Annotated in this window: 24 protein-coding genes; 14 read left to right on the forward strand and 10 right to left on the reverse strand. The window is 52.9% G+C overall.

Annotation, left to right across the window (positions count from 1 at the left end; translation table 11 throughout):
• Window positions 1-42: 42 nt before the first annotated feature.
• Both OGX91_RS15010 and OGX91_RS15015 read left to right on the forward strand, forming a co-directional pair.
• A complete protein-coding gene (locus OGX91_RS15010) occupies window positions 43-1,404 on the forward strand; it encodes an MFS transporter (RefSeq protein WP_005134633.1) in 1,362 nt (453 codons plus the stop codon).
• Window positions 1,405-1,456: 52 nt separating this feature from the next.
• Window positions 1,457-1,972 carry a GNAT family N-acetyltransferase gene (locus tag OGX91_RS15015; RefSeq protein ID WP_199947450.1) on the forward strand — a complete coding sequence of 172 codons (516 nt, stop codon included), beginning with the start codon at window positions 1,457-1,459 and terminating at the stop codon, window positions 1,970-1,972.
• 30 nt (window positions 1,973-2,002) lie between these two features.
• Here the strand turns inward: OGX91_RS15015 and OGX91_RS15020 are convergent, their stop codons facing one another.
• Both OGX91_RS15020 and tsr read right to left on the reverse strand, forming a co-directional pair.
• A complete protein-coding gene (locus tag OGX91_RS15020) occupies window positions 2,003-2,182 on the reverse strand; it encodes a hypothetical protein (protein ID WP_286626658.1) in 180 nt (59 codons plus the stop codon).
• Window positions 2,154-3,815, reverse strand: a complete 1,662-nt coding sequence (gene tsr, locus OGX91_RS15025; protein ID WP_286626659.1) for a methyl-accepting chemotaxis protein — start codon at window positions 3,813-3,815, stop codon at window positions 2,154-2,156. The genes OGX91_RS15020 and tsr overlap by 29 nt, the downstream gene beginning before the upstream one ends.
• Before the next feature lie 355 nt (window positions 3,816-4,170).
• Between tsr and btsT the strand changes: the two genes are divergently transcribed.
• The 4 genes from btsT (at window position 4,171) to OGX91_RS15045 (ending at window position 9,629) form a co-directional block, all read left to right on the forward strand.
• Window positions 4,171-6,321, forward strand: coding sequence for a pyruvate/proton symporter BtsT (btsT, locus tag OGX91_RS15030; RefSeq protein ID WP_040230232.1), 2,151 nt, complete (start codon window positions 4,171-4,173; stop codon window positions 6,319-6,321).
• Between the two features lie 110 nt (window positions 6,322-6,431).
• The gene (locus tag OGX91_RS15035) at window positions 6,432-6,626 is read left to right on the forward strand and encodes a YbdD/YjiX family protein (protein ID WP_003830038.1); all 195 of its coding nucleotides are present in this window, start codon (window positions 6,432-6,434) and stop codon (window positions 6,624-6,626) included.
• A gap of 12 nt (window positions 6,627-6,638) precedes the next feature.
• The gene (gene yjiA / locus OGX91_RS15040) at window positions 6,639-7,595 is read left to right on the forward strand and encodes a GTPase (RefSeq protein ID WP_286626660.1); all 957 of its coding nucleotides are present in this window, start codon (window positions 6,639-6,641) and stop codon (window positions 7,593-7,595) included.
• A gap of 186 nt (window positions 7,596-7,781) precedes the next feature.
• Entirely contained in the window at window positions 7,782-9,629 is a 1,848-nt protein-coding gene (locus OGX91_RS15045; RefSeq protein WP_005134107.1) for a UvrD-helicase domain-containing protein, read from the forward strand.
• 297 nt (window positions 9,630-9,926) lie between these two features.
• On the opposite strand, the gene OGX91_RS15050 is transcribed toward OGX91_RS15045, so the two are convergent.
• The 4 genes from OGX91_RS15050 to OGX91_RS15065 all read right to left on the reverse strand — a co-directional run bounded on the left by OGX91_RS15050 (window position 9,927) and on the right by OGX91_RS15065 (window position 12,831).
• Window positions 9,927-10,991, reverse strand: a complete 1,065-nt coding sequence (locus OGX91_RS15050; RefSeq protein WP_149691166.1) for a DUF2955 domain-containing protein — start codon at window positions 10,989-10,991, stop codon at window positions 9,927-9,929.
• Complete coding sequence (locus OGX91_RS15055; protein WP_286626663.1) at window positions 10,981-12,048, reverse strand: HlyD family secretion protein; 1,068 nt, start codon at window positions 12,046-12,048, stop codon at window positions 10,981-10,983. The genes OGX91_RS15050 and OGX91_RS15055 overlap by 11 nt, the downstream gene beginning before the upstream one ends.
• A 6-nt stretch (window positions 12,049-12,054) precedes the next feature.
• Window positions 12,055-12,519 carry a MarR family winged helix-turn-helix transcriptional regulator gene (locus tag OGX91_RS15060; protein WP_286626665.1) on the reverse strand — a complete coding sequence of 155 codons (465 nt, stop codon included), beginning with the start codon at window positions 12,517-12,519 and terminating at the stop codon, window positions 12,055-12,057.
• A gap of 147 nt (window positions 12,520-12,666) precedes the next feature.
• A complete protein-coding gene (locus OGX91_RS15065) occupies window positions 12,667-12,831 on the reverse strand; it encodes a DUF1127 domain-containing protein (RefSeq protein ID WP_005134111.1) in 165 nt (54 codons plus the stop codon).
• 177 nt (window positions 12,832-13,008) lie between these two features.
• Here OGX91_RS15065 and OGX91_RS15070 point away from each other — a divergent pair, with 177 nt between their 5' ends.
• Window positions 13,009-14,421, forward strand: a complete 1,413-nt coding sequence (locus tag OGX91_RS15070) for an aminotransferase-like domain-containing protein (RefSeq protein ID WP_005134112.1) — start codon at window positions 13,009-13,011, stop codon at window positions 14,419-14,421.
• 14 nt (window positions 14,422-14,435) lie between these two features.
• On the opposite strand, the gene OGX91_RS15075 is transcribed toward OGX91_RS15070, so the two are convergent.
• Window positions 14,436-15,410 carry an Rpn family recombination-promoting nuclease/putative transposase gene (locus OGX91_RS15075; RefSeq protein ID WP_286626668.1) on the reverse strand — a complete coding sequence of 325 codons (975 nt, stop codon included), beginning with the start codon at window positions 15,408-15,410 and terminating at the stop codon, window positions 14,436-14,438.
• 499 nt (window positions 15,411-15,909) lie between these two features.
• Here OGX91_RS15075 and mdtM point away from each other — a divergent pair, with 499 nt between their 5' ends.
• Entirely contained in the window at window positions 15,910-17,151 is a 1,242-nt protein-coding gene (gene mdtM, locus OGX91_RS15080) for a multidrug efflux MFS transporter MdtM (protein ID WP_286626670.1), read from the forward strand.
• 72 nt (window positions 17,152-17,223) lie between these two features.
• Here the strand turns inward: mdtM and OGX91_RS15085 are convergent, their stop codons facing one another.
• The 3 genes from OGX91_RS15085 to OGX91_RS15095 form a co-directional block, all read right to left on the reverse strand.
• Window positions 17,224-17,784 (reverse strand): YagU family protein, encoded by a 561-nt coding sequence (locus OGX91_RS15085; protein ID WP_005134119.1) that lies wholly within the window; start codon window positions 17,782-17,784, stop codon window positions 17,224-17,226.
• 233 nt (window positions 17,785-18,017) lie between these two features.
• The gene (metC, locus tag OGX91_RS15090) at window positions 18,018-19,208 is read right to left on the reverse strand and encodes a cystathionine beta-lyase (RefSeq protein WP_040230238.1); all 1,191 of its coding nucleotides are present in this window, start codon (window positions 19,206-19,208) and stop codon (window positions 18,018-18,020) included.
• Window positions 19,209-19,238: 30 nt separating this feature from the next.
• Window positions 19,239-20,471 carry a dicarboxylate/amino acid:cation symporter gene (locus OGX91_RS15095; RefSeq protein WP_005134121.1) on the reverse strand — a complete coding sequence of 411 codons (1,233 nt, stop codon included), beginning with the start codon at window positions 20,469-20,471 and terminating at the stop codon, window positions 19,239-19,241.
• Between the two features lie 219 nt (window positions 20,472-20,690).
• Between OGX91_RS15095 and OGX91_RS15100 the strand changes: the two genes are divergently transcribed.
• The 6 genes from OGX91_RS15100 to OGX91_RS15125 all read left to right on the forward strand — a co-directional run bounded on the left by OGX91_RS15100 (window position 20,691) and on the right by OGX91_RS15125 (window position 25,723).
• Complete coding sequence (locus tag OGX91_RS15100; RefSeq protein ID WP_048233971.1) at window positions 20,691-21,617, forward strand: LysR family transcriptional regulator; 927 nt, start codon at window positions 20,691-20,693, stop codon at window positions 21,615-21,617.
• Between the two features lie 75 nt (window positions 21,618-21,692).
• On the forward strand, window positions 21,693-22,973 hold the full coding sequence (locus tag OGX91_RS15105) for a DUF445 domain-containing protein (RefSeq protein WP_286626673.1): 1,281 nt from the start codon (window positions 21,693-21,695) through the stop codon (window positions 22,971-22,973).
• Window positions 22,974-22,986: 13 nt separating this feature from the next.
• A complete protein-coding gene (locus tag OGX91_RS15110) occupies window positions 22,987-23,451 on the forward strand; it encodes a GNAT family N-acetyltransferase (protein WP_286626675.1) in 465 nt (154 codons plus the stop codon).
• Between the two features lie 95 nt (window positions 23,452-23,546).
• Window positions 23,547-24,698, forward strand: a complete 1,152-nt coding sequence (locus OGX91_RS15115) for a double-cubane-cluster-containing anaerobic reductase (protein ID WP_005134125.1) — start codon at window positions 23,547-23,549, stop codon at window positions 24,696-24,698.
• A 9-nt stretch (window positions 24,699-24,707) separates the two neighbouring features.
• Entirely contained in the window at window positions 24,708-25,475 is a 768-nt protein-coding gene (gene yjiL / locus OGX91_RS15120) for a putative 2-hydroxyacyl-CoA dehydratase activator YjiL (protein ID WP_040230242.1), read from the forward strand.
• A complete protein-coding gene (locus tag OGX91_RS15125; protein WP_040230245.1) occupies window positions 25,472-25,723 on the forward strand; it encodes a putative Se/S carrier protein in 252 nt (83 codons plus the stop codon). Before yjiL ends, OGX91_RS15125 begins: the two co-directional genes overlap by 4 nt.
• Window positions 25,724-26,339: the final 616 nt, after the last annotated feature.

Raw genomic sequence — 26,339 nt, forward strand, 5'->3', positions numbered from 1 at the left:
GCCGCTGTGTAAAAATAAATTATTGAGGTTCAGGAGTCCGGCGTGGAAAAAAATAATATTACCCTCGACCCGAGTTCTTCGTTTGGCACCTCGTCATCTGCGGATATTAATGTTCCGCCAGAAGGCATGGTGCAACGCAGTAGTCGAATAAAGCGCATTCAGACCACAGCAATGATTTTATTATTTTTGGCTGCGGTGATTAATTACCTCGACCGCAGTTCACTGTCGGTCGCTAACTTAACCATTCGCGAAGAACTGGGACTCAGCGCCACACAAATCGGCGTACTGCTGTCGGTTTTTTCTCTCGCTTACGGTATTGCACAACTTCCCTGCGGCCCGCTGCTGGATCGTAAAGGTCCGCGCATCATGCTGGGACTGGGGATGTTCTTCTGGTCGCTGTTCCAGGCGATGTCTGGCATGGTGCACAGCTTCACCCAGTTTGTACTGGTACGTATCGGGATGGGGATCGGCGAAGCGCCAATGAACCCTTGTGGCGTAAAGGTCATCAACGACTGGTTTAACATCAAAGAGCGCGGCCGCCCGATGGGGTTATTCAACGCAGCGTCCACCATCGGTGTGGCCATTAGCCCGCCGATTCTGGCTGCCATGATGCTGGTCATGGGCTGGCGCTGGATGTTTATTACCATCGGCGTGCTGGGTATTTTCCTCGCTATCGGCTGGTATATGCTGTACCGCAACCGCGAACAGATTGCGCTGAGCGCTACCGAACAGGCGTATCTGAACGCCGGCAGTGTCAATGCGCGTCGCGATCCTTTGAGCTTTGCCGAATGGCGCAGCCTGTTCCGCAACCGTACCATGTGGGGCATGATGCTGGGCTTTAGCGGCATCAACTACACCGCATGGTTATATCTGGCCTGGCTGCCGGGCTACCTGCAAACCTCCTACAACCTGGATTTAAAAAGCACCGGATTAATGGCCGCCATCCCGTTCCTGTTTGGCGCAGCAGGCATGCTGATCAACGGTTTTGTCACCGACGGGTTGGTGAAACGCGGTATGGCGCCGATTAAGAGCCGTAAAATTTGTATTATCGCCGGGATGTTCTGCTCTGCAGCCTTCACGTTTGTCGTGCCACAGGCAACAACATCAATGGCTGCGGTACTCCTGATCGGTATGGCGCTGTTCTGCATCCACTTCGCCGGAACGTCCTGCTGGGGTCTGATCCACGTTGCAGTGGCTTCACGTATGACCGCCTCTGTGGGCAGTATTCAGAACTTTGCCAGTTTTATCTGCGCATCATTCGCGCCGATCGTCACCGGATTTATTGTTGATACCACCAACTCTTTCCGTCTGGCGCTGATCATCTGCGGCTGCGTCACCATGGTGGGCGCTCTCGCCTACATCTTCCTGGTGCGCCAGCCAATCAGCGACCCGCGTAAAGATTAATCCTCACGATGCCCGATAACATCAAGCTTATCGGGCATGTTATGCTCCACGTATGAACATTACCTTTCGCCCCACCACGCTTGCGGACACTGCCGCACTTCCTGCCATCGAACGATCGGCTGGGCAACGTTTTTTACAGATCCCTGAACTGGCGTGGATTGCTGATGATTGCGGCATAACGCTTGCGCAACATCGCCAATATACAGAAAACAAAATGAGCTGGCTGGCGATCGCGGATGAAATCCCGGTGGGATTTTTACTGGCAGAAGCGCTGCCGTCTTCACTATTTATTGCCGAGATTTCTCTACAAAAAGAATGGCAGGGAAAAGGCATTGGCCGCCGATTAATTTGCTATGTTGCCGAACAGGCTCGCGAGAATGGTTACACGTCGCTTACGCTGACCACCTTCCGCGATGTGCCGTGGAATGGGCCATTGTACGCGCGACTGGGTTTTGAACGACTGGCTGATGAGACGCTTCCTGCATTGCTGCACCAGAAAAGAGAAGAGGAAGCGGCGCATGGTCTGGCGTATGAATCACGCTGCGCCATGCGCCTGATGTTGCGCTAATTGCCCGATGGCGGCTACGCCTTATCGGGCCTACATAACATTCCCGTAGGCCGGATAAGCGACAGCGCCATCCGGCAACCACATAACTTTCCCGTAGGCCGGATAAGCGACAGCGCCATCCGGCAACCACATAACTTTCTCGTAGGCCGGATAAGCGACAGCGCCATCCGGCATCACAGGTTTAGAACGTTTCCCAGTTTTCCCCGGCATCCGTTACCGCAGCTTTACGCGGCTGGACCGTTGACACCGGCTTAGCAGCGGCAACATCACGTGCGCGCTGTTGGTCATGCTGAATACGGAATACGGCAACGGCCTGAGTCAGACGGCTGGCCTGTTCTTCCAGCGCTGCTGCAGCGGCGGCGGATTCTTCCACCAGCGAGGCGTTCTGCTGCGTGACGCGATCCATCTCGGCAACAGCCAGACCGACCTGGTCGATCCCGCGGCTCTGTTCGTCAGAAGCGGAGGCGATTTCACCCATAATATCGGTCACACGGGTCACCGCATTGACGATCTCATCCATGGTTTCACCCGCGCTTTCAACCAGCGTTGAACCGACGTCCACGCGGCTGACCGAGTCTTCAATCAGGCTCTTGATCTCGCGCGCAGCCTGCGCACTACGCTGGGCCAGGTTACGGACTTCACCCGCCACCACCGCAAAACCACGACCCTGTTCACCCGCACGCGCGGCTTCTACCGCGGCGTTGAGCGCCAGAATGTTGGTCTGGAAGGCAATGCCGTCGATGACGCTAATAATGTCGGCGATCTTCTGCGAACTGGAAGCGATATCACGCATGGTTTGCACCACGTTATCCACCACTTTGCCGCCTTTCTGCGCGGTTTCCGAAGCACTCAGCGCCAGATGGCTGGCCTGACGCGCGTTTTCGGCGTTCTGCTTCACGGTCGCCGTCAGCTGTTCCATGCTGGCTGCGGTTTCTTCCAGAGAGGCAGCCTGCTGTTCGGTACGCGAGGAGAGATCGTTATTGCCCATGGCAATCTCGCTGGCCCCGCTGTAAATCGCGTTGGCACCGTTACGCACATCACCCACGGTGCTCATCAGCTCGCCCTGCATGTGGCGCAGACTTTCGGCCAGTTGCCCAATCTCGTTGGAACCTTCCACCTCAATACGTTTCACCAGGTCGCCGCTGGCGATATGGCGAATGCTGTCGATCAGACGATTCATTGGAGAGATAAGGGTCAGTTTGATACCAAACCAGACCGCAATAATCGCCGCCAGTACGGTGATCAGCACAATCACCAGCACCCACATCGCCTGGCTGTAAGAGCTGTTGTTATCGGCTACCGCGATGTCATACAGGCGATCGTTCTGCTGCATATAGTTGACATAAGCTTTCTCAAAACCATCCTGATAGCTCTGAGTCGGTTGATCAAAGAACGCGTTGATCTTCCCGTCACCCAGGAGCTGGATCAGTTCCGCCAGCGCGCCGTGGTAGATGTCATAGGTGCGGTTAATCTCCTGGAATGCGGCTTCGCTTTGACGCGGATCGCGTGGCAGCGACTCGTAAATCGCCCAGTTTTTTTCCGTCAGTTTCAGCGCATTGCTCGCTACCTGCATCAGCTCAGCAACGGTCGCGCCGCTGCCGATATTGCTCTGATCCATCATGTAACGAATACCCGCCCGGTTCAGGGTATTACGCGTTTGCAGCAGTTCAACCCAGGTCCCATTCAGCGCAGACTGTTGCTGGCGAATGGTTTGCAGAACGGTAAAGTTCTCTTTGTCATTCTTCAGTGAGTTAAAGAACAACCCGCCCGAGGCCAGTTGTAAAACGCCAAATAGCGCCAATACCAGCAGTAAGCTGGTAACAATCTTCATTCGTTTTAACATGTTTTCTCTTTCCGCTAGACAGATGTCAGAATTTTCGGCCTGGAAAGGGAAAACTTTATGGAATTCGTGCTAACTGAATCGATCTCAGCATCGACGATTCGTCGATCCCCGCAATCAACCAAGGATCTAAAGGCGTTTATCAGTGATCTCAATCACATAATTCTCCCCACTCACCGGCACCTGGAACCGCTCACTGACACTTGGAACCGCTTAAGCTGACATACAACCACTCACTTATTTACCTTACTTTACGCGCGTAACTCTCTGGCAAGATCCTCCCAACATAGCAGTCAACTTATCTCCTCAAACACACAATCAACCCCCCAGCGGCCTCGGCCAATTATTAGGTTTTACTATGGATACGAAAAAGATATTCAAGCACATACCCTGGGTCATTCTCGGAATCATCGGTGCATTCTGCCTCTCGGTAGTGGCATTACGTCGGGGTGAACACATCAGCGCCCTGTGGATCGTGGTCGCCTCTGTCTCCGTTTATCTGGTGGCCTATCGTTACTACAGTCTCTACATCGCTCAAAAGGTGATGAAACTTGACCCAACGCGTGCCACGCCAGCGGTCATCAACAATGATGGTCTGAACTACGTCCCAACCAACCGTAACGTATTGTTTGGTCACCACTTTGCTGCTATCGCCGGTGCAGGTCCGCTGGTTGGGCCAGTACTGGCTGCGCAGATGGGCTACCTGCCCGGCACGCTGTGGCTGCTGGCCGGCGTGGTGCTGGCCGGTGCGGTGCAGGACTTCATGGTGCTGTTTATCTCTTCTCGCCGTAACGGCGCATCTCTGGGTGAGATGATCAAAGAAGAGATGGGCCCGGTGCCGGGAACCATTGCGCTGTTCGGCTGCTTCTTAATCATGATCATTATCCTCGCGGTGCTGGCACTGATCGTGGTGAAAGCACTGGCTGAAAGCCCGTGGGGTGTGTTCACCGTCTGCTCAACCGTACCTATCGCGCTGTTCATGGGGATCTACATGCGATTCCTGCGCCCAGGACGCGTGGGCGAAGTGTCGGTGATTGGTATTGTGCTGCTGGTTGCTTCTATCTACTTCGGCGGCGTGATTGCGCACGACCCGTACTGGGGCCCGGCGCTGACCTTTAAAGACACCACCATTACCTTCACCCTGATCGGTTACGCGTTTATCTCTGCGCTGCTGCCGGTATGGCTGATCCTCGCCCCGCGCGACTATCTGGCTACCTTCCTGAAAATCGGCGTTATCGTCGGTCTGGCGGTGGGGATTGTTATCCTCAACCCGGAACTGAAAATGCCGGCGATGACCCAGTACGTTGATGGTACTGGCCCGCTGTGGAAAGGCGCTCTGTTCCCGTTCCTGTTCATTACCATCGCCTGTGGTGCGGTATCTGGCTTCCACGCGCTGATCGCCTCCGGTACTACACCGAAGCTGCTGGCCTGTGAAACCGACGCGCGTTTCATTGGTTATGGCGCGATGCTGATGGAATCCTTCGTGGCGATTATGGCGCTGGTTGCTGCGTCCATCATCGAACCGGGTCTGTACTTCGCAATGAACACCCCGCCTGCGGGCCTTGGCATCACCATGCCGAACCTGCATGAAATGGGTGGAGAGAACGCGCCGCTGATTATGGCGCAACTGAAAGACGTCACCGCACACGCGGCGGCAACCGTCAGTTCCTGGGGCTTCGTGATTTCGCCTGAGCAGATCCTGCAAACCGCGAAAGACATCGGTGAACCGTCCGTTCTGAACCGCGCAGGTGGCGCACCAACGCTGGCTGTCGGTATCGCCCACGTGTTCCACAAAGTCCTGCCGATGGCGGACATGGGCTTCTGGTACCACTTCGGTATTCTGTTCGAAGCACTGTTCATCCTGACCGCACTGGATGCGGGTACCCGTTCTGGCCGCTTTATGCTGCAGGATTTACTGGGTAACTTCGTCCCGTTCCTGAAGAAAACCGACTCCCTGGTTGCCGGTGTCGTCGGTACTGCGGGCTGCGTAGGCCTGTGGGGCTACCTGCTGTATCAAGGCGTGGTTGACCCGCTGGGCGGCGTGAAGAGCCTGTGGCCGCTGTTCGGTATCTCTAACCAGATGCTGGCGGCTGTGGCGCTGGTTCTGGGCACCGTGGTACTGGTTAAAATGCAGCGTACCAAATACATCTGGGTGACCGTGATTCCGGCAGTATGGCTGCTGATCTGTACCACCTGGGCGCTGGGTCTGAAACTGTTCAGCACCAACCCGCAGATGGAAGGCTTCTTCTTCATGGCGAATCAGTACAAAGAGAAGATTGCTAACGGCGGCGAACTGACCGCACAGCAGATTGCCAATATGAACCATATTGTCATCAACAACTACACCAACGCAGGCTTAAGTATTCTGTTCCTGGTGGTGGTGTACAGCATCATTTTCTACGGGTTCCGTACCTGGCAGAAAGCCCGCACCATCAACGGTCGCTCTGATAAAGAGACACCGTATGTACCGGTGCCAGAAGGTGGCGTGAAAACCTCTTCACATCATTAAGCCGTAATTGCCGGATGACGCTGCGCTTATCCGGCCTACAAAATGTGCAGTATGTAGGCCGGATAAGGCGCAAGCCGCCATCCGGCTTTATTCATTAACAGGACGGCAGAATGTTTGGTACTTTAGGTCAGGCAAAAAAATATCTCGGTCAGGCGGCGAAGATGCTGATTGGCATTCCGGACTACGACAACTACGTCGAGCACATGAAGACCAACCATCCCGATAAGCCGTACATGACCTACGAAGAATTCTTCCGCGAGCGCCAGGAAGCCCGCTACGGTAGCGGCGGAAGCAGTTGCTGTTAGAAGGAGAAGTGAATGACCCCGATTGCAGTTACCCTACTCACCGGTTTTCTTGGCGCGGGAAAAACCACCCTGCTGCGCCATATTCTCAACGAGCAGCACGGTTTCAAGATTGCCGTTATCGAAAACGAATTCGGCGAAGTCTCGGTAGACGATCAGCTGATTGGCGACCGTGCCACGCAGATCAAAACCCTGACCAACGGCTGCATCTGCTGTACCCGCTCCAGTGAGCTGGAAGACGCGCTGCTCGATCTGCTCGACAACCTCGACAAAGGCGCCATCAATTTTAATCGTCTGGTGATCGAATGCACCGGCATGGCCGATCCTGGCCCGATTATTCAGACCTTTTTCTCCCATGAAGTAATTTGCGAACGCTACCTGCTGGACGGCGTAATTGCGCTGGTTGACGCGGTGCATGCCGACGAACAGATGAACCAATTCACCATCGCCCAGTCGCAGGTAGGCTATGCCGACCGTATTCTGCTGACCAAAACCGACGTAGCCGGTGAAAGCGAAAAACTGCGTGAGCGCCTGGCGCGCATCAACGCCCGCGCCCCGGTGTATACCGTCACGCATGGCGATATCGATCTCTCGCTGCTGTTCGACACCAACGGTTTTATGCTGGAAGAAAACGTGGTCAGCGCCAAACCGCGCTTCCACTTTATCGCCGACAAGCAAAACGATATCTCCTCGATCGTCGTCGAGTTGGATTACCCGGTCAATATCAGCGACGTGTCCAGGGTGATGGAAAACCTGCTGCTGGAATCCGCCGAGAAGCTGCTGCGCTATAAAGGAATGCTGTGGATTGAAGGCGAACCGAACCGCCTGCTGTTCCAGGGCGTCCAGCGCCTGTACAGCGCCGACTGGGACCGCCCGTGGGGCGACGAACAACCGCACAGCCTGCTGGTGTTTATCGGCATTAACCTGCCGGAAGACGAGATCCGAGCAGCGTTTGCGGGGTTGAAGAAGTAAACAGCCGCTCCCTTTTATTTGTGAAAGGGAGCAAATATCTCTGAAGCAAATATCTCGCATCACGCTTTCTGTTTGTAATATTGTCTGTTAATGTCATTAACCATGATGAATTCATGTTTTTATTAATATCCCTCAGAATATTAATTTAACATATTTATATAATTTTCATGAATTGGTAGGTGTAACATGGCAATCATTATTCCCACAATAAGCAGTTGTAGCGAGAAAATTACTGCCGGCGAAAAAAGACTGGCAAGACTTCTTGAGGGGGGACTCAGCGAACAGTGTACCTGCTGGTATGACACCCGAATGGGAGACAAGCAAGAGCATCCGGATTTTGTAATTCTAACCCCCGAAAAAGGTTTGTTATTTATAGAAGTGAAAGACTGGTTTATTACAAAAATTAAATCCGCCAACAAATTACATATTCATTATGAAACTAAAGACGGCATTCAACCGTTCAAGAATCCACTCGAACAGGTTCGTCAATATACCTTTCACACTATCGATAGCCTAAAAAAAGATCCGCTGCTCCGTCAGCAACAAGGAGATTATGAAGGCAGCTTTATTATGCCGTATGGATTTGGTGTTTATTTAAGCAATATCACCCGAGCACAGCTAGAAAAGAGTTTTCCACCCGAAGCGATAAATGAACTATTCCCAGCCAGTCAGGTTATTTGCAAAGACGAGCTCAGCGAGTTTATGACCAGGGAACAAATCTCTGCCCGGCTCGAATCCCTTCTCAGACATAACTTCACTCATCATACAACACCACAGCAACTCGACCGTATCCGATGGCATCTATATCCCGATGTACGCATTAACGCATCCGTTACGCATGTTGATCTGGACAATTTTACGTTCCACACCCCCGATGTGGTTTGCATGATGGACAGGAACCAGGAACAACTCGCCAGAAGCATGGGTGCAGGGCACCGCGTTATTCATGGCGTGGCAGGATCCGGTAAAACGCTCATTTTGCACCACCGTTGTATTGAGCTTGCCAACAATATTGAAAACACCAAGCCGATCCTGGTGATTTGCTACAACATCACGCTGGCCAAAAAACTCAAATCACAGCTTGAGCAGCACACTTTAAGACTTCCCGTCGAAGTCATCCATTTTCATGCCTGGTGTTATCAACAGCTAAATGCACATCATTGTCTTCCGCCGAAAAGCAAAAACTTTATTGAGCTGATGGAAAATGCGCTGACGGTGGCATTTGAAGAGGGGATTATAAAACCGGAGCAATACAGCGCAGTCCTAATAGACGAGGGACACGATTTCAAACCGGAGTGGCTGAGAATACTCGCACGTATGCCAGACAACAAAGATAACTCCCTTCTTTTCCTCTACGATGACGCCCAGTCTATCTACCAGAAAAAGAAAGCCCTCGACTTCACACTCTCTAGTGTCAATATTAAGGCCCTCGGCCGTACTACGATCCTGAATACCAACTATCGTAATACCCGGCAAATACTCCATTTTGCCAGCAACATTGCCTTTAATTATCTCAATAATCACATTGAAGAGGCGCTCAAGTACCAGCAACCCGATGCCGGAGGCTTGTCCGGCACTTATCCGGCACTGGCCAGCTTTGATAATCAGGACGAGGAGATTACTCACGTGCTCGATTGGGTGACAAAGCAGCGACAACAAGGTATTGCATGGTCAGAGATCGCCATACTGTGCCCTTCAACATACAGCATTTCGGGGATGCTGGGGCCACGTCTCGCGGCGCGTAGCATCCCCTACCAAATGATTGTGACCAGCGATGACAAAAAGCACTGGTCGCCGCAAAATGATTTCCTTTGTGTAATGCCTTTACCAAGCAGTAAGGGGCTTGAATTTCACTCAGTGGCTATTATGGATGCCGCAAAGGAAAGGGATGAGGAAGATCTGAGTGACGACATCAAGCGTCTGTATGTCGGATTTACCCGCGCGCGCCAGAATCTTTTGGTGACAATGCACGGAACAGGGAGCTTGCGCGACCATCTTCTCAACACCTACGAAAATAGCGCGAAGGCTTTCTAACGGAGCCACGCCAGGAATCCGTAAACATTCCCCTCTCCCTACAGCGGAGAGGGGTGAATCCTATTTCAACACTCCCTGCTGCGTTACAACCCACTGTTCACTGGTGGTAACCGGTTTAGCATCCCGGCCTGATGCCGCAGGTGTTCCACTAATTTGACAGCCGCGGTTATTTTAGCGGAGAACCGCAGCAGAAATAACCTCGCAGATGTCCGGTGGCGCTACACTTACCGGGCCTGGAAATTCTGCTTCCCGTAGGCCGGATAAGGCTCAGCTGCCATCCTGCACTCACAGCCCCACTCACTCGGTGATCACAAATCGTGTCGCCGCAAAGCAGTTCAATATCCGGTGCACCAGAAATACCATGGTGAGCGTAGCTACCAGCGCGACGGTAACGGAGGTGATGCGGTAGAGATCGCTGAACACCAGATCCTGATCCGGGTGCAGGTTCTGGCCAAACATAATGCCGATGGTGGTGATACTGGCAAAACCCACGCCCGCGCCGACTTTTTCCATTACGTGCAGGCGGGCGCTGAACGCCAGCCCGAGGCCAATCAGCGGCATCATCAGCAGCATATGGTTGCTGAAATCATAAATAAGCAGCTGCACCAGCAGAATGTACAGACAAGCCAGTACCACGCCGACCACGCGCCAGACAGAACTCAACACCGCGCCGCGATAATGCATCGGAAACAGGATCAAAATGCCCGCCATCAGCGCCGACAGCGAATCGCTCAGGTCACAAACCTGAAAGACCACAAAAATCATTGTCGCCACCGAACCGGAAAGCAGCGACTCGTGGCGAACCCGGGCGGCATCTTTCTCAATACGCGGCGGCGGATGGCGGGGATCCGCATCTGGGATCAGATAATGCAGCAGCGCGCTCAGCGCCACCGCCATGACGCAGGCTTCCATATTGGAGAACATCAGCGTATGCCAGTTGGTGGTGGGATAGCTCATAAAATTGAGCATCGTGCTCTGGCACACCACGCCCATTGAGCCGAACAGAAACAGCGGTCCTTTGCTCATCAAACGAAAACGCATCACGTACAGGCCAAATACCACCAGCGTTATAATCAGCGGCCACTGTGAGAGATAGCCGACAATCAGCACCATTTCGACGCAGTTCACCGCCGCGCTGAACACAAACTGTTTTGCCACATGACGGTTGAATACCGGCACCAGCGACAGCAGCATCAGCGGATAAACCACAAAGAACACGCCGTATTGCACGTTGTAGAAGGTCGAGATACTCAGCGCTATCGTTCCGGCAACGGCAATACGCAGGGTCTGGCGAAAATCATTGGCGGTGTAGACAATATTCCCGTGCGGCGTAAAAACGTGGGCCAGGGTGTTAATAGACATAGTGCAGCCAGCTGACAAGGTGGATCTGCGCCCCGGCAAAAGTGCGGGCGAACATCCCCTCGCTGTTGTACAGCTGTACCGTGGCGCGCGCCCCGGTCGGCAACGGCGTGTCGAGCGGTTCGTTCAGCGCGACGTGAATACGCATACGCTGGGCATCGCGCACCCAGCGGGTGGACTGTTCCGGTTGCGACAGCTGGCCATTAACCAGCTCCTGTCCTGCCAAAATGCCAGCATCGCTGCTGATGACGCGGGCAGAGAAAACTTTGCCCGGCATGGCGTCGAACACCACGGCGGCATCGGTATCCACCCGGGTGTGGCGCAGGCTTTTCTCGCGAAAGTCAGCCACAATGTCGGTCTGGTGGCTGACCAACGCCAGCAATGGCGTGGCGGCAGTGGCGTAAAGTCCGGGGCTAAGCTGGAGGTTGCTCACCGTGCCGTCGGTCTGTGCATAGACTTTGCTCCAGCCGAGGTTCAGTTGCGCCTCTTCCAGCGCATTACGGTATTTTTGCAGCGTCACGTTGCGGTTTTCATCGCGCTCGCCGCGTTGGATCAGCAGGTTCTGAATACTGGCATTAAGCGCCGACACCGACTGCTCGCTGGTTTGCCAGGTGGTGCGCACCTTGTCGAGATCGGCTTGCGACACGTTCTGCATGGCGCTCAGGCGCTGATAACGGTCAAAGGTGGTCTTGTCGTTCCGGGCGTTGAATTGCGCTGTGCGCAGGTTGGCGCGCGCAGAAGCGATCTGCGCATCCAGCTGTTGGTTGCTCAGCTTCGCCTGCTCAAGGGCGATTTGCGCGGCCTCGACCTTATTGATAAACGGCGTCGGATCCAGTTCGTACAGCAAATCGCCCTTCTTCACCGGGCTGTTATTGTGTACATGCACCTGCGAGACGTAGCCGGATACGCGTGAGGAAACCGGCGTTACCACGCGCATCACCGTGGAGTCCGGCGTCAGCGGGATCCAGATATCGGCAACGATAAACCAGGCGAATATGACCAGGAAAGCGGCAATACTCACCCTTACCCAACGGGCAAATTTTTGTTCTGGGGTCATCATAGTTTTTTAGTGTTGATTGTCTTCTTCGCGGATTGTCCGCAAATTGCAGGCGAGTTGATTTAAGGTTGCGCTGAAGGCGGCAAGCTCCGCTTCTGGGATAGTACACGTGACGCGATGTTGGTATGTCTCTATCACCCGGTTGAGTTCTTCCAGCCTTAAGCGGCCTTGCGCGGTCAGCGTGAGCAGGCGAATGCGTTTGTCATAAGGCGATGTGGAACGCAGCAGATAGCCGTGCTTTTCCAGCTGTGAGAGGGTACGCATCAGCGGCGGCAGTTCAATACCCTGCACCTCCGCCAGTTCACTGACCGAGACGTTGTCTCCCAGTTGATACAGTTGCATCAGTACCGTCCAGCTTGACTGCGTCAGGCCAGTATCAGTAATGGCTGCGTCAATAGTGGCCCGCCACTGGCGCACCACCATTGCCATGCGCATCCCCATCGGGCGGCGGGCAAACCGTTCATCTTCAGTCATGTTTCCTTCCCCTCATCGCTGAGAAGAAAATAATACTTATCAGGGTAAGTATCAAGAAACGGACTAACCAGAAGCATAAATTGATAAATACCGCGAATATAAAAGAGGCCGGGGCAGTAGTCCCCGGCCTTTGTTGGTGGAAAAAAATCACTCCACCTGATCACGTCGCAACCCGACGTCCCGCAGCCGTTCATCGCTCATCTGTTGCAATACACGTCGCGTTTGCGCCCGAAGTCGCCACCGTTTTATCACCTGCCAGATCTGCACAAACCCAACAAACGGCTGTTTTGCGTGGTTCTCGTGAAATTCCATACCTTGCCTCCCCGTCTTGCCAGAGGCTTTATCTTCACGGATTTGGCCAGGTACAATACAGACTCACAAAGTACTTTTCTTTAACATACAGATTGGTTAAAAAGAGCTCTGCATCGCTTTTTTCACGCCAATCTGTACTGGTTTTTTAATCTGTATGGTACCCATGAGGGATACAGCATGACGCGTTACCAACATCTGGCCAATCTGCTGGCCGAACGCATTGAGCAAGGGCTGTATCGCCATGGCGAAAAACTGCCTTCGGTACGCAGCCTGAGTCAGGAGCACGGGGTCAGCATCAGCACCGTACAGCAGGCCTATCAGACGCTGGAACAGCGACAGCTGATCACCCCCCAGCCACGTTCCGGTTATTTTGTCGCGCCGCAAAAAGCAAAGCCGCCCGTGCCGCTGATGTCGCGCCCGGTACAGCGTCCAGTGGAGATAACCCAGTGGGATCAGGTGCTGGATATGCTGAAAGGTAACGCGGACAAATCCATCACACCTTTCAGCAGTGGCGTGCCCGATATTAATCAACCCAGCCTGAAGCCACTGTGGCGCGAGTTAAGCCGCGTGGCGCAGCGTAATCTCAAGGCAATTTTGGGCTACGATGAAATCTCCGGGTGCCGTGAGCTGCGTCACCAGATTGCGCGCCTGATGCTGGACAGCGGCTCTGTCGTCAATGCGGATGATATTGTCATCACCAGCGGCAGCCAGAGCGGAATGTCGCTGGCGCTGCTGACGGTCTGCCAGCCTGGAGACATTGTTGCCGTTGAATCCCCCGCCTACTACGGCACAATGCAGCTGCTGCGCGGCTTAGGGATCAAAGTCATTGAGATCCCGACCGATCCGGATACCGGGATCAGCATTGAAGCACTGGAACTGGCACTGGATCAATGGCCGATCAAAGGCGTGCTGCTGGTTCCCAACTGCAACAATCCGCTCGGATTTATTATGCCGGATGCGCGGAAGCGGGCGGTACTCGCCCTCGCCCAACGCCACGATATCGTGATTTTTGAAGATGATGTGTATGGCGAACTGGCAACGGAGTACCCGCGCCCACGCACCATTCACTCCTGGGACAGTGACGGTCGGGTTATGCTGTGCAGTTCGTTTACCAAATCCGTAGCACCAGGTTTGCGCGTCGGTTGGGTCATTCCCGGTCGCTATTATGACAAACTGCTGCATATGAAATACGCCGTCATTGGCACCAACGTTCCTGCCACGCAACTGGCGGCCGCCACCTTCGTGCGCGAGGGGCATTACCATCGTCATATCCGACGCATGCGCCAGATTTATCAGCGCAATATGGAGATCTACACCTGCTGGGTACGGGAGTACTTCCCCTGCGGGATCTGCGTCACCCGACCAAAAGGCGGCTTTATGCTGTGGGTGGAATTGCCGCAGCAGGTCGATATGGTCTGCGTGGCTAAACAGCTCTGTCGCCTGAAAATCCAGGTCGCGCCTGGCTCGCTGTTCTCCGCATCCGGAAAGTATCGCAACTGCGTGCGTATTAACTGTGCGTTACCGCCAAACGAGAAGCATCAGGAAGTGATGCAAAAACTCGGTGAAGCAGTGAAGGTGGCGATGGAGTAAATCGCTACACCCGGCTAAACCTCTGCCTGGTGGCTTAACCCCTGGATATCCTCAGCGGAAAGTCGGGTAATTTTTTGTACCGTGCTGATATCAATACCGTCTGCCAGCATGGTGCAGGCAATACGGAGCGCCTCAGTTCGTTGCCCCTCTATCAGCCCTTCCTGTTTGCCTTCCTGTTTGCCTTCCTGTTTGCCTTTCTGCTGACCTTTGAGCCATCCTTTTTGAAAACCTGCCTCATGTAATCTGTCTGCGATCGTCATCAAATGCTCCTTATGCTGCGGTGAACGTTCGGCAATCTCCCTGATAAACGCATTGAAGCGGGGCGCATCGCCGGTTCGCAAAATATAATTAAACAGCGTCTTTAGCTGGCTGTCATTAGTCAGTCCAGTAACCAACAGGGAAACAATTTGCTCTACCAGTCCCATAAGGTCGCGCTGACGGATATGTTTTTGGATTAACTCCAGCAGCGCCATGCGTCGATGCTGCACAATTTCGTCATCCGGAATAACGGTAATATCTACCAGCGGAAACGCGGCAGCATACAACTGACGAGCCAGCTTCGGGTTAGCAAACTCGTCCAGCCAGCACAATGACCAGGGATACGGGCTTTTAGCACCATGATAAAAAAGCATCGGCACCACCAGTGGCAATTGCTGATGCCCGGCATCTAAATGTTTCTGCATAGCCGCTATCGCATAGCGCATCAATCTGAATGCCATATGCGCATCCGGTGTACTTTGGTGTTCAATCACCACATAAATATATCCATCCCCTTCAGTCGTTTTCACCGACCACAGCACATCGGAGTAATACGCATGTAAATCCTCTTCAATAAAACTGTCAGGCTCAAGTTTCAGGGTTTGAAAATTGCAAAGTTCGCGCAGCGAAGCGGGAAGATGTATTTGTAGAAAATCCCGGGCAGTCTCAGGATGACGTAAAAATGTTTTAAAGACCGCATCATGCGGTGTGGAAGTCGCTGCTGTATTCATGGCGGCCCGTCACCTGGAAATAAGATGCCATAACTTTAGCGTCAGAAAATCACACTCTCACCTGCGATATCCTCTCTTTGCGAAGCGTTATCAGAGATAAAAACGTCCCGTTGCAACGTCTGCATTTGTCTGGAAGACATCACGCAGAAACGCGGCTTCAATGTACATTCCCGCGTTAACTCCCTTTAATTTCTACACACTAACCCGCTAAACTCGTTTAATTAATATCCAATCCGCATTACACTTTGGGTGGCTATTATCCATTCAACCAATTCTTCCCGAGGTGCGATGTGCTGATTGTTACCTGTAATCGTTACGTTTTCTGACCCGAGTCTGAAAACGTTTCTCCTGTTTGCGCCTCGCGCGGGCAGCGTTTTTGATTACATGAAATTCAGTACATTTGCAGTCTGCTGTTTTCTGCCATCGGCCTGACGTCTCAAAGACGGTATTGAATTTCGCTATTCCCGTTGAGGGTTTTCTCCCGACAAGGAGCTGTTTTATGCAACGGATTTTCGCGTTTTTCTCCCAACGCGCCACGACGCTATTTTTCCCCATCGCGCTGATTCTGTACGACTTCGCCGCCTATCTGTCGACGGATCTGATCCAGCCCGGCATCATTAATGTCGTGCGCGATTTCAACGCCGATGTCAGCCTGGCCCCCGCTGCAGTCAGTCTGTATCTGGCAGGCGGCATGGCGCTGCAGTGGCTGTTAGGCCCGCTTTCCGACCGGATTGGCCGCCGACCGGTGCTGATCGCGGGGGCGTTAATCTTTACGCTCGCCTGCGCGGCCACGCTGTTCACCACTTCGATGACGCAATTTCTGGTTACGCGTTTCGTGCAGGGCACCAGCATCTGCTTTATCGCCACTGTGGGTTATGTCACGGTACAGGAGGCGTTTGGGCAAACGAAGGCCATTAAGCTGATGGCGATAATCACCTCCATTGTGCTGGTTGCGCCGGTTATCGGCCCGCTATCCGGGGCTGCGCTGATGCACTTTGTCCACTGGAAGATCCTGTTTGCCATCATTGCCGCCATGGGGCTTATCGCCCTGATTGGATTAGCGTTAGCCATGCCGGAAACCGTCCAGCGCGGCGCAGTGCCGTTCAGCGCGTGCAGCGTACTGCGCGATTTCCGCGACGTTTTCCGCAACCGGGTATTCCTGTTTGGCGCAGCCACGCTATCGCTAAGCTATATCCCGATGATGAGCTGGGTGGCGGTCTCACCGGTGATCCTGATTGATGCGGGCGGCATGACTACATCGCAGTTTGCCTGGGCGCAGGCGCCGGTGTTTGGCGCCGTGATCGTCGCCAACATGGTCGTCGTACGTTTTGTGAAAGATCCGACCCGACCGCGCTTTATCTGGCGGGCTGCACCTGTTCAACTGAGTGGGTTAGCGGTGCTGATCGCTGGTAATTTGCTGTGGCCGCACATCTGGCTGTGGTCGGTGCTGGGAACCAGCCTGTATGCGTTTGGCATTGGAATGATCTTCCCAACGTTGTTTCGTTTTACGCTGTTTTCCAACAATTTGCCGAAAGGTACGGTCTCCGCATCACTGAACATGGTGATCCTGACGGTGATGGCCGTTTCTGTCGAAGTAGGGCGCTGGCTGTGGTTTAACGGCGGCCGGATTTCTTTTCATCTGCTGGCGGTTGCGGCGGGGATCGCTGTCGTGTTCACGCTGGCAGCCTTGCTCAAACGGGTGCGCCAGCATGAGGCAACGACGTTAGCCACTGAGAGCTAAATCTTTATGAACAGCCCCCAAATGCGTGTTTAACGTTCGGGGGGCAATCCAAAACAGCACATCTGCTTTTAGTCACCTGGCGGAATGTAACGGGATTTCAGCATCAGGTTCATGTGTTATCCGATTACGCAGGTCGCGACGAATCATTTCAATCACCCAAAACCAAAAAATATGTCCCACAATTTCAGAAACGTATTCATCGAAGGGGAGCTGAGTTAATGGCGGAGAGAGATGCAATGCAGGAATGAATACACCATGAACCGCCACCGTCACAATCAAACCAGCCATGATCCCCTGCCAAAGTTTAACTTTCGGAAAAATTTCAGCGATGACGCAATATCCCACTGCAAACACTAATGAAAATATGATGTGTGTGACCATAACAGGATTAATCACATGTTCAGAAAAGGTATAGACCGTTTGCGTGGGGTCGATACCTAAATAGTCTCTGAGAAAAAGATACGGCGGATTAAACTCATTTCGCCCCAAAGAAAACGTTCTGGGCGGAAGGGGAACTTCGGCTCCCCACTTAACAAATGCAGAAAGTACGCCTGAAACGATGCCAATTAAGACGGCGACACCATAGTGACGACGATCCGGTGGGGTTCTTGTGAACAGCTCATTCAACTTCATAAATTCATCATCCCTTACATATGAAAGTAACACTGAAAATCCGCGTTTATGCTACCCGTGAGAGAGGATAAAAATTGTGATAAAGATTACCTTTGACAAAAAATGATCTAATTTGATTTTTTGTGATTCATTTTGACTATTTGTATGAGGTGAAAACTGATATTGATGAGGATCTGCGTTAAAACTTGCCGGATAAACGTTCATCAACGTCATCCGGCATTAATCACATTACGTTATGCGATGCGTGCAAATCCCGCATCGAGATCGGCAATCAGGTCGCCAATATCCTCAAGGCCAATATGCACCCTGACCAGCGTGCCGCTGAAATCGACATTCCCGGCCGGGCGAATGCTGTTCAGTTCCTCCGGCTGATTCGCCAGAATGAGCGACTCAAATCCGCCCCACGAATAGGCCATATGGAACAGCGAGAAATTATCGAGGAAATTCGCCATCTGCTCGTCGGTGAGTCTCTTTTTCAGCACAAACGAGAACAGACCCGAGCTTCCGGAAAAGTCACGCTGAAAATACTCGTGCCCCGGGCATTCCGCTAATGCCGGGTGATTTACCCGCGCCACCTCCGGTCTGGCCGACAGCCAGCGAGCAATATGGATACTGCTCTCCTGATGCTGCTTCAGACGTACCGCCAGCGTACGCAGCCCGCGGCTACCGTTGTAGGCCGTATCGGCATCCAGCGTTTGCCCCATCAGATAAGAGTTCTCACGCAGACGATCCCAACAACGGGCGTTAGACACCGCCGTGCCCAGCATGCCGTCCGAATGACCGATGGTGTACTTCGTTCCCGCCTGAACGGAAATATCCACGCCATAATCCAGCGCTTTAAACAGCACGCCCGCCGCCCAGGTGTTATCGATCATAATGACAATCTCCGGGTTCACCGCGCGGATAGCCTTCACCATTCCCGGCACGTCCTGCACTTCCATGGTGATAGAACTTGGTGACTCAAGGAATACAACCTTCGTTTCCGGACGCAGAAGATCGACGATACCCGCGCCAATCAGCGGATCGTAATACGTTGTTTCCACATTAAATTTACTCAGGATCTTATTGCAAAAATCCTGGGTTGGCTCGTAGGCCGCACCCGTCATCAGAATATGATCGCCGCTTTGGACGAACGCCAGAATCGCATTAGTGACCGCCGCCGCGCCGCACGGGTACAGCGCGCAGCCAACACCGCCTTCCAGTTCGCTCATGGCCTTCTGGAAAGCAAAGTGAGTGTAAGTCCCGCGACGACCGTAAAACAGTTCGCCGTTCGCACGATTGGCGGTGGCAAATTTCTTATCTTTCACGGTATCAAACACCAGCGAAGAGGCGCGTTGGATCACCGGATTCACCGCTCCCTGGGTATAACGTTTGTCGCGACCCGCAACAATCAGGTGCGTTTCAAGCTTCATTGCGTCTTTCATAACATCTCCTGTTCTTAATCCGTGTGAAACCTATACCACCGCAGCAGTAGAGTTTATTTCAGTGTTGGTCTGCTTTTTTCCAGCGAACCGTTCAACAATCTGCGCCGCATTCAAATCATGGATTACGTTAATCAGCGTGGCTGGCGCATCGGTAATGGTGCCCAGCACCACCAGCATCGGAATCGCTTCCATTGGCAGGCCCAGCGTGGTGACGATAAAGATTTCACCGAGGAACGCCCCACCCGGCACGCCGCCAACGATAATGGCGGAGAGCACCGCAATCAGCATCGTCAGGAAGAAGGTTTCGGTAGTGAACTCCATGCCCAGCACGGAATAGATAAAGACGATTTTCAGCGCGGCAATCATCGCCACACCGCCTTTGTTCAGGTTAACCAGCAGCGGAATGGAAACATCAACGATTTCCGGGTTAATCCCCATCGCCTTACCGGCACGCAGCGTCACCGGGAGCGTCCCCAGTGAAGAGCAGGTCCCCAGCGCGGTGGCTGAAGGTTCAATCGCATTACGCCAGAAGGCTCTGACCGCCGGAATGCCACCGCCAATATACGAATAGAGAATCGAGCCAAAAACGAAGTAGACCAGCGTGGCGACCATAAACAGGCCGATGGCGCGGGCAAAGGTTAACAGTAGTGCAGAGTCCTGGCTGGCCATGGTGGCCGCGAAATAGCAGCCCAAACCAACCGGCGCCACCTTCATAATGATCGAAACGATCTTCATGATCACGGTATTGGCATCTTCCAGCAGCGACGCAATGCGTTTACCCGCCTGATCCGATTGCCCAATCGCCACACCGGCGATAATCGCCATTACGATCAGCGCCAGAATATTGGACTTAGAGAACAACCCAATAAAGTCGCTGGTGGTGATCATGCTGACAAAATCCATCTTTCCGCTGCCCGCCTGCACCGACTGCGAGAGATCGATAGTGACGCCCTGTGCCGGGTTATACCATAGCGCTAGTGCCACAATCCCAGCCGCCGGAATAAAGGCCATTGCGATCGAAACAATGAAGATAATCGCCATGATGCGCCCTAGCCTTTTCAGGTCGGTCATACTGGCGATGGAAGACATGACGCTGATCCCCACCAGCGGCACAATAATCATGAATAACAGGTTTAGAAAAATCTGACCTATTGGCTGAAGTTTACCTGCAAACGATGGGGCATAAATACCTAATAAGCCACCAATCACCAGAGCAACTAATAAAATAATCGACGATCTGTAGGGTTCGAGTCGTGACCACATAATCGGTACCTTTAGAATAATAATTAATGAGATTAAATTCACAATGTGATGAGTTTCCGTTTCGCCTCCTTTTATTTTGTGACGTAACTCACCTAAGTTGTTATTTTTTCATTTTGCCAGCAAGTTGTTTCCTGTGATTCAATAGTTGCATGTTTAAAAGTCGAATGTAACGGCTTATTCGTACCGTTTTTGCAAATCACTTGTGAATTTAAGGAAATTATGAGTACGCCGATTTCACTCAAGCATCTGGAGTTTTTTACTAAAATTGTCGACTGCGGGGGATTGTCAGAAGCCGCGGCGCAGCTCAACGTCTCGCCGTCTGCGGTCAGTAAAAGCCTGGCGGCGATGGAAGATACGTTAGGCACAACATTAATTAAACGCACCACCCGCAGTATTACCCTGACCGATGCCGGGCAATATCTCTTTAATCGCGCCAACAAGCTGTTGAAAGAATTCGATGAAACGCTGAACACTACCTCCGGTTATTACCATAACCCGCAGGGTGAATTACGTATAACCTGCTCCATTGCGTTTGGTTATTCCCGGCTGGTGAACCTGGTGGATAAATATCGCTCCCAGTTCCCGGATGTGAATCTGTATATCGATCTCAACGATAACTTCGTTAATCTGAACGAAACGGATTTCGACATTGCCCTGCGGATTTCCACCGCGCCGCCGCAAAACTATGCGATGCGCAAGCTGGTGCCCGTTCGCTGGGCGTACTGTGCCTCACCCGGCTACCTCGCCAAAAAAGGCATGCCCCAGCGTCGCAGCGATCTGGTAGATCATGATTGCCTGGTTTACCCGGGCCTCACGCCGGTACTGAAGGTGGCAGATGAACAGGATCGACTGCATCAGTTGAAACTACATATGCCGATCCAGGCCAACAGCAGTCTGGTGCTGTTGAAGTCGGTGTTAGAAGATCAGGGAGTGGCATATTTGCCCACTTATCTGATTGGCGATCATATTCAAAAAGAGGAGATCACGCCGCTGATGCTCGACGGCACCATCACCTGTGAAACTCATGCCCTGTATGCGCTCTATTTTCCCAGTAAGTACAGCAATCCGAAGGTGCGCTCGTTTATCGATTTTCTGGTCGCAGAACTTGGTCCCTTACCGGCGTGGGATAACTGGATCCCTGGATAAACGCTTCCCGCCTAAAAATGGGAGACGCGCCACAATTTTTGCGCGATCCCCCCGTCTGGCTCTATCCTTAAGCCTATGAATAAAATTGCTGAACTCAAACGCGCCAAGCGGCTGGCGCTCTCTCTGCTGCTGATCGCTGCCGCGACGTTCGTCATCACGCTGTTTTTGCCGCCCAACTTCTGGGTACTCGGGATCAAAGCGATTGCCGAAGCGGCGATGGTCGGCGCGCTGGCGGACTGGTTTGCCGTGGTGGCGCTTTTTCGCCGGGTGCCGATCCCGTTTATCTCGCGCCATACAGCGATTATCCCACGTAATAAAGACCGAATCGGCGAAAATCTTGGTCAGTTTGTGCAGGAAAAGTTTCTCGATACCCAGTCGCTGATAGCCCTGATCCGTCGCCATGAACCGGCGCTGTTGATCGGTAACTGGTTCAGCCAGCCGGAAAACGCCCAGCGCATCGGCCAGCATCTGCTGCAGATCATGAGTGGTTTTCTCGAGCTGACCGACGACGCCCGTATTCAGCGGCTGATCAAACGCGCTGTGCACAAAGCCATCGACAAGGTCGATCTCTCCGGAACCAGCGCGCTGATGCTGGAAAGCATGACCAAAAACAATCGCCATCAGGTGCTGCTCGATACGCTGATCGCCCAACTGATCGCCCTGCTCCAGCGCGACAGCTCACGAGCGTTTATCGCCAGACAAGTAGTGCACTGGCTGGAGACCGAACATCCGCTGAAAGCGAAGATCCTGCCGACCGAATGGCTGGGCGAACACAGCGCCGAGCTGGTGTCTGATGCCGTTAACGCCTTGCTGGATGACATCAGCCACGATCGCGCGCATCAGATCCGCCATGCCTTCGATCGCGCTACATTTAAGCTCATCGATAAGCTCAAACACGATCCAGAGATGGCCGCGCGGGCCGAAAGCCTCAAAAGCTATCTGAAGGGAGACGAAGCCTTTAACTGTTATCTCGGCGAACTGTGGTCGGATCTACGCCAGTGGGTAAAAACCGACATTAACACCGATGATTCCCGCGTGAAGCAGCGCATCGCCAGCGCCGGACAGTGGTTCGGCGAAACGCTGGTTGCCGACAGCGCCCTGCGTGCCTCACTGAATGGGCATCTGGAGCAGGCCGCGCATAAAGTTGCCCCGGAGTTCGCCACCTTCCTGACGCGCCATATCAGCGACACGGTGAAAAGTTGGGATGCCCGCGATATGTCGCAGCAAATTGAGTTAAACATTGGCAAAGATTTGCAGTTTATTCGCGTCAACGGCACGCTGGTTGGCGGTTCAATCGGGCTGGTGTTATATCTGTTGTCACAAATTCCGTCCCTGCTGACGCTGGCGAATTTTTAAGGAGAAAGATTCAATGACGATGAGCATCCGCATTTTTTCCCTGCGCGAGACGCCGGAAAAGCGGCACGAAGTCACCGCTTACTTTCAACAACAATGGGCCTCAGAAGATTCAATGAAGGTTTACGAGGATGCGCTGCATCGTTGCATTGGCGCAAAGAACCCGCTACCGCAGTGGTATTGGTTGCAGGATGGCGACAGCATTGTTGGCTGCGCCGGATTGATCACCAATGATTTTATCAGTCGTGGTGAACTGTGGCCGTGGCTATGCGCGCTCTATATCGACCCTCGCTATCGTGGTCACGGTTTGGCGTTTCGCCTGATCGAACATATTGCACAGCAGGCCAGACAGCTGGGTTTTACGCAGCTCCATCTGTGTACTGACCTGGAAGGTTTATACGAGAAAGCAGGATTTTACTTTAACGGGCCGGGCTATCATCCGTGGGGAGAAGCCTCACGGGTCTACAGCCGTAACCTGTAAACGCGCAATTGTTGCACATCAATATAACCTGACATATTACAGGGTTATAATGCGGCGTCTTTTTACTGTCTCCCGTGTTACGGAGTAGGAAAATCATGTCGCTAATCACCGATTTACCCGCTATTTTCAATCAATTCTCCGACGCCCGTCAGAAAGGTTTTCTCACCGTAATGGATCTTAAAGAGCAAGGTATTCCGCTCGTTGGGACCTATTGCACCTTTATGCCGCAGGAGATTGCGATGGCGGCGGGCGCGGTCGTCGTTTCCCTATGCTCAACCTCTGATGAAACCATTGAAGAGGCCGAAAAAGATCTGCCGCGGAACCTGTGTCCGCTAATAAAAAGCAGCTACGGGTTTGGCAAAACCGACAAATGCCCCTACTTCTATTTCTCAGACCTGGTGGTGGGCGAAACCACCTGCGATGGTAAAAAGAAAATGTACGAGTACATGGCCGAATTTAAAGCGGTACATGTAATGCAACTGCCCAACAGCGCCAGCGATGCAGCTTCCCGTGCACTATGGAAAGCCGAGATCCGGCGTCTACAGCAGGCCATCGAAGCCCGTTTTGGCACAGCCATTACCGAAGCTGCGCTGCGTGAAGCCGTTATTCTCAAAAACCAGGAACGTCGGGCGCTGGCGAATTTCTACCGCGTTGGTCAACTTAACCCACCCGCACTTAGCGGCAGTGACATTCTGAAAGTCGTCTACGGCGCCACCTTCCGCTTTGATAAAGAAGCGTTGATCGACGAGCTTAATAGCATGGCCGAGCGCGTACATCTGGAATGGCAGGCAGGAAAACGTCTGGCGTCACGTCCGCGCATCCTGATAACCGGCTGCCCCATTGGCGGCGCGGCAGAGAAAGTCGTTCGTGCCATTGAAGAAAACGGTGGTTGGGTCGTGGGTTATGAAAACTGCACCGGCGCAAAGGCTACCGAACAATGCGTGGCGGAAACCGGCGATGTCTACGACGCGCTGACTGATAAATACCTCGCCATCGGCTGCTCCTGTATTTCTCCTAACGATCAACGACTGAAAATGCTCAGTCAAATGGTTGAAGAGTACCAGGCTGACGGCGTCGTCGATGTCATTTTGCAGGCTTGCCACACCTACGCCGTTGAATCGCTCGCTATTAAGCGTCACGTACGCCAACAGCACAACATTCCTTATATCGCGATTGAAACCGACTATTCCAGCGCAGATATCGGCCAGCTCAGTACCCGCGTCGCCGCATTCATTGAAATGTTGTGAGGAACGCGGATGACATACTCAATAGGGATTGATTCTGGATCCACGGCGACAAAAGGCGTTTTGCTGGAAGGTAACGTCATCAGACGCCGCTTCCTTTGCCCAACGCCTTTTCGCCCCGCAGACGCAATCGCGCAGGCATGGGAAACGTTGCAGGACGGGCTGGAGAACAGACCATTTTTAACTCTCACCGGATACGGGCGGCAGCTCGTCGATTATGCCGACAAACAGGTCACTGAAATTTCCTGCCACGGACTTGGTGCGCGATTGCTGGCTCCCGGCACCCGCACAGTCATTGATATCGGTGGCCAGGACAGTAAAGTCATCCAGTTGGATGACGATGGCAATCTCAGCGATTTCTTAATGAATGACAAGTGCGCTGCCGGAACCGGGCGGTTTCTGGACGTCATCTCACGCACCCTCGGAGCCAGCGTAGAGCAGTTGGATACGATTACTGCTGGCGTCGAACCGCATGCTATCACCAGCATGTGTACAGTATTTGCCGAGTCAGAAGTCATTAGCCTGCGCTCTGCGGGCATCGCGCCAGAGGCGATTCTGGCTGGCGTGATCAACGCGATGGCCAGACGCAGCGCGAACTTCATCGGGCGGCTTTCAGCCCAGGCGCCGCTGCTATTTACCGGCGGAGTCAGCCACTGCCACGCCTTTGCCCGTATGCTTGAAGACCATGTAGGCATTCCCGTACACACGCATCCCGACGCACAGTTTGCCGGTGCAATCGGAGCGGCGTTGATAGGCCAGCGTCAGGGGAAACGTCAGTGAAGGAAACGCTGTTCTTGTTTCATTCCACCGTCGGTGTCATCAAAATGCGCAAGACGCTGCAGGCCGCAGGGGTCTGCTTTCGGGTGGCGGATATTCCCCGCGAGCTACGCGGTGGCTGCGGACTCTGTATCTACATCGACTGTGCTACTGGCATGGAAGAAGAATGGGTGATCCCAGGTCATACCGAATCTATCTACCGCCAGGAAAACGGAGACTGGCGCTGTATAGCCGCGTTCCCCGCCTCCTGAACACGCCTGATTAGCGCGAAACGCTGATAAATACTCGAATTATCCAGGGTTTAAACAACAGCTTATAGTCTGTAAAGACCATCACTTCGCTAACGCCATAAGTATATCTTCATCAGCTTGTTCTGCAATTAAATGTCAGCATTTAATAACCTGTAAATAACGGTCGAACACTTCTCTAAAAATTTTGAAATTCACTTTTACGTATATATTTTTGCTGATAGCACATGCGTAAAAATGGACATATTAATTACATTGCAACAACACTTCCGGGAAGAGTACATGTCGAGGTTAAAAATTCATACCTGGGTTGATTATTCTGGTTGGTTTAATTAGTACGGTGGGCGATTATAAAAACTTTGGTCTACCTGGTGCAGCAGGATTGTTTATTTTATTTATGCTAACAACCGTTTTCTTGTGGCAGTGGGCTTCCGAAAAGTTCCCGGAGGTAGCCCAAATACAGATCATTATTATTTTACTGGCCAGTACTATTGCTTCTGTTTTTGTTATCAACATGGCATCCGAGGCGATGGAAACAATTTTTTACGTGTCGTTGAAAACGTGACTAGCGGCCGGGTTGGACAATGAATAAGGATGCGGAAAAGTGCGGTGCGGGCCG

It is taken from the genome of Citrobacter sp. Cpa228 (assembly GCF_030333085.1).
GTDB classification, from domain to species: Bacteria; Pseudomonadota; Gammaproteobacteria; order Enterobacterales; family Enterobacteriaceae; genus Citrobacter; species Citrobacter pasteurii.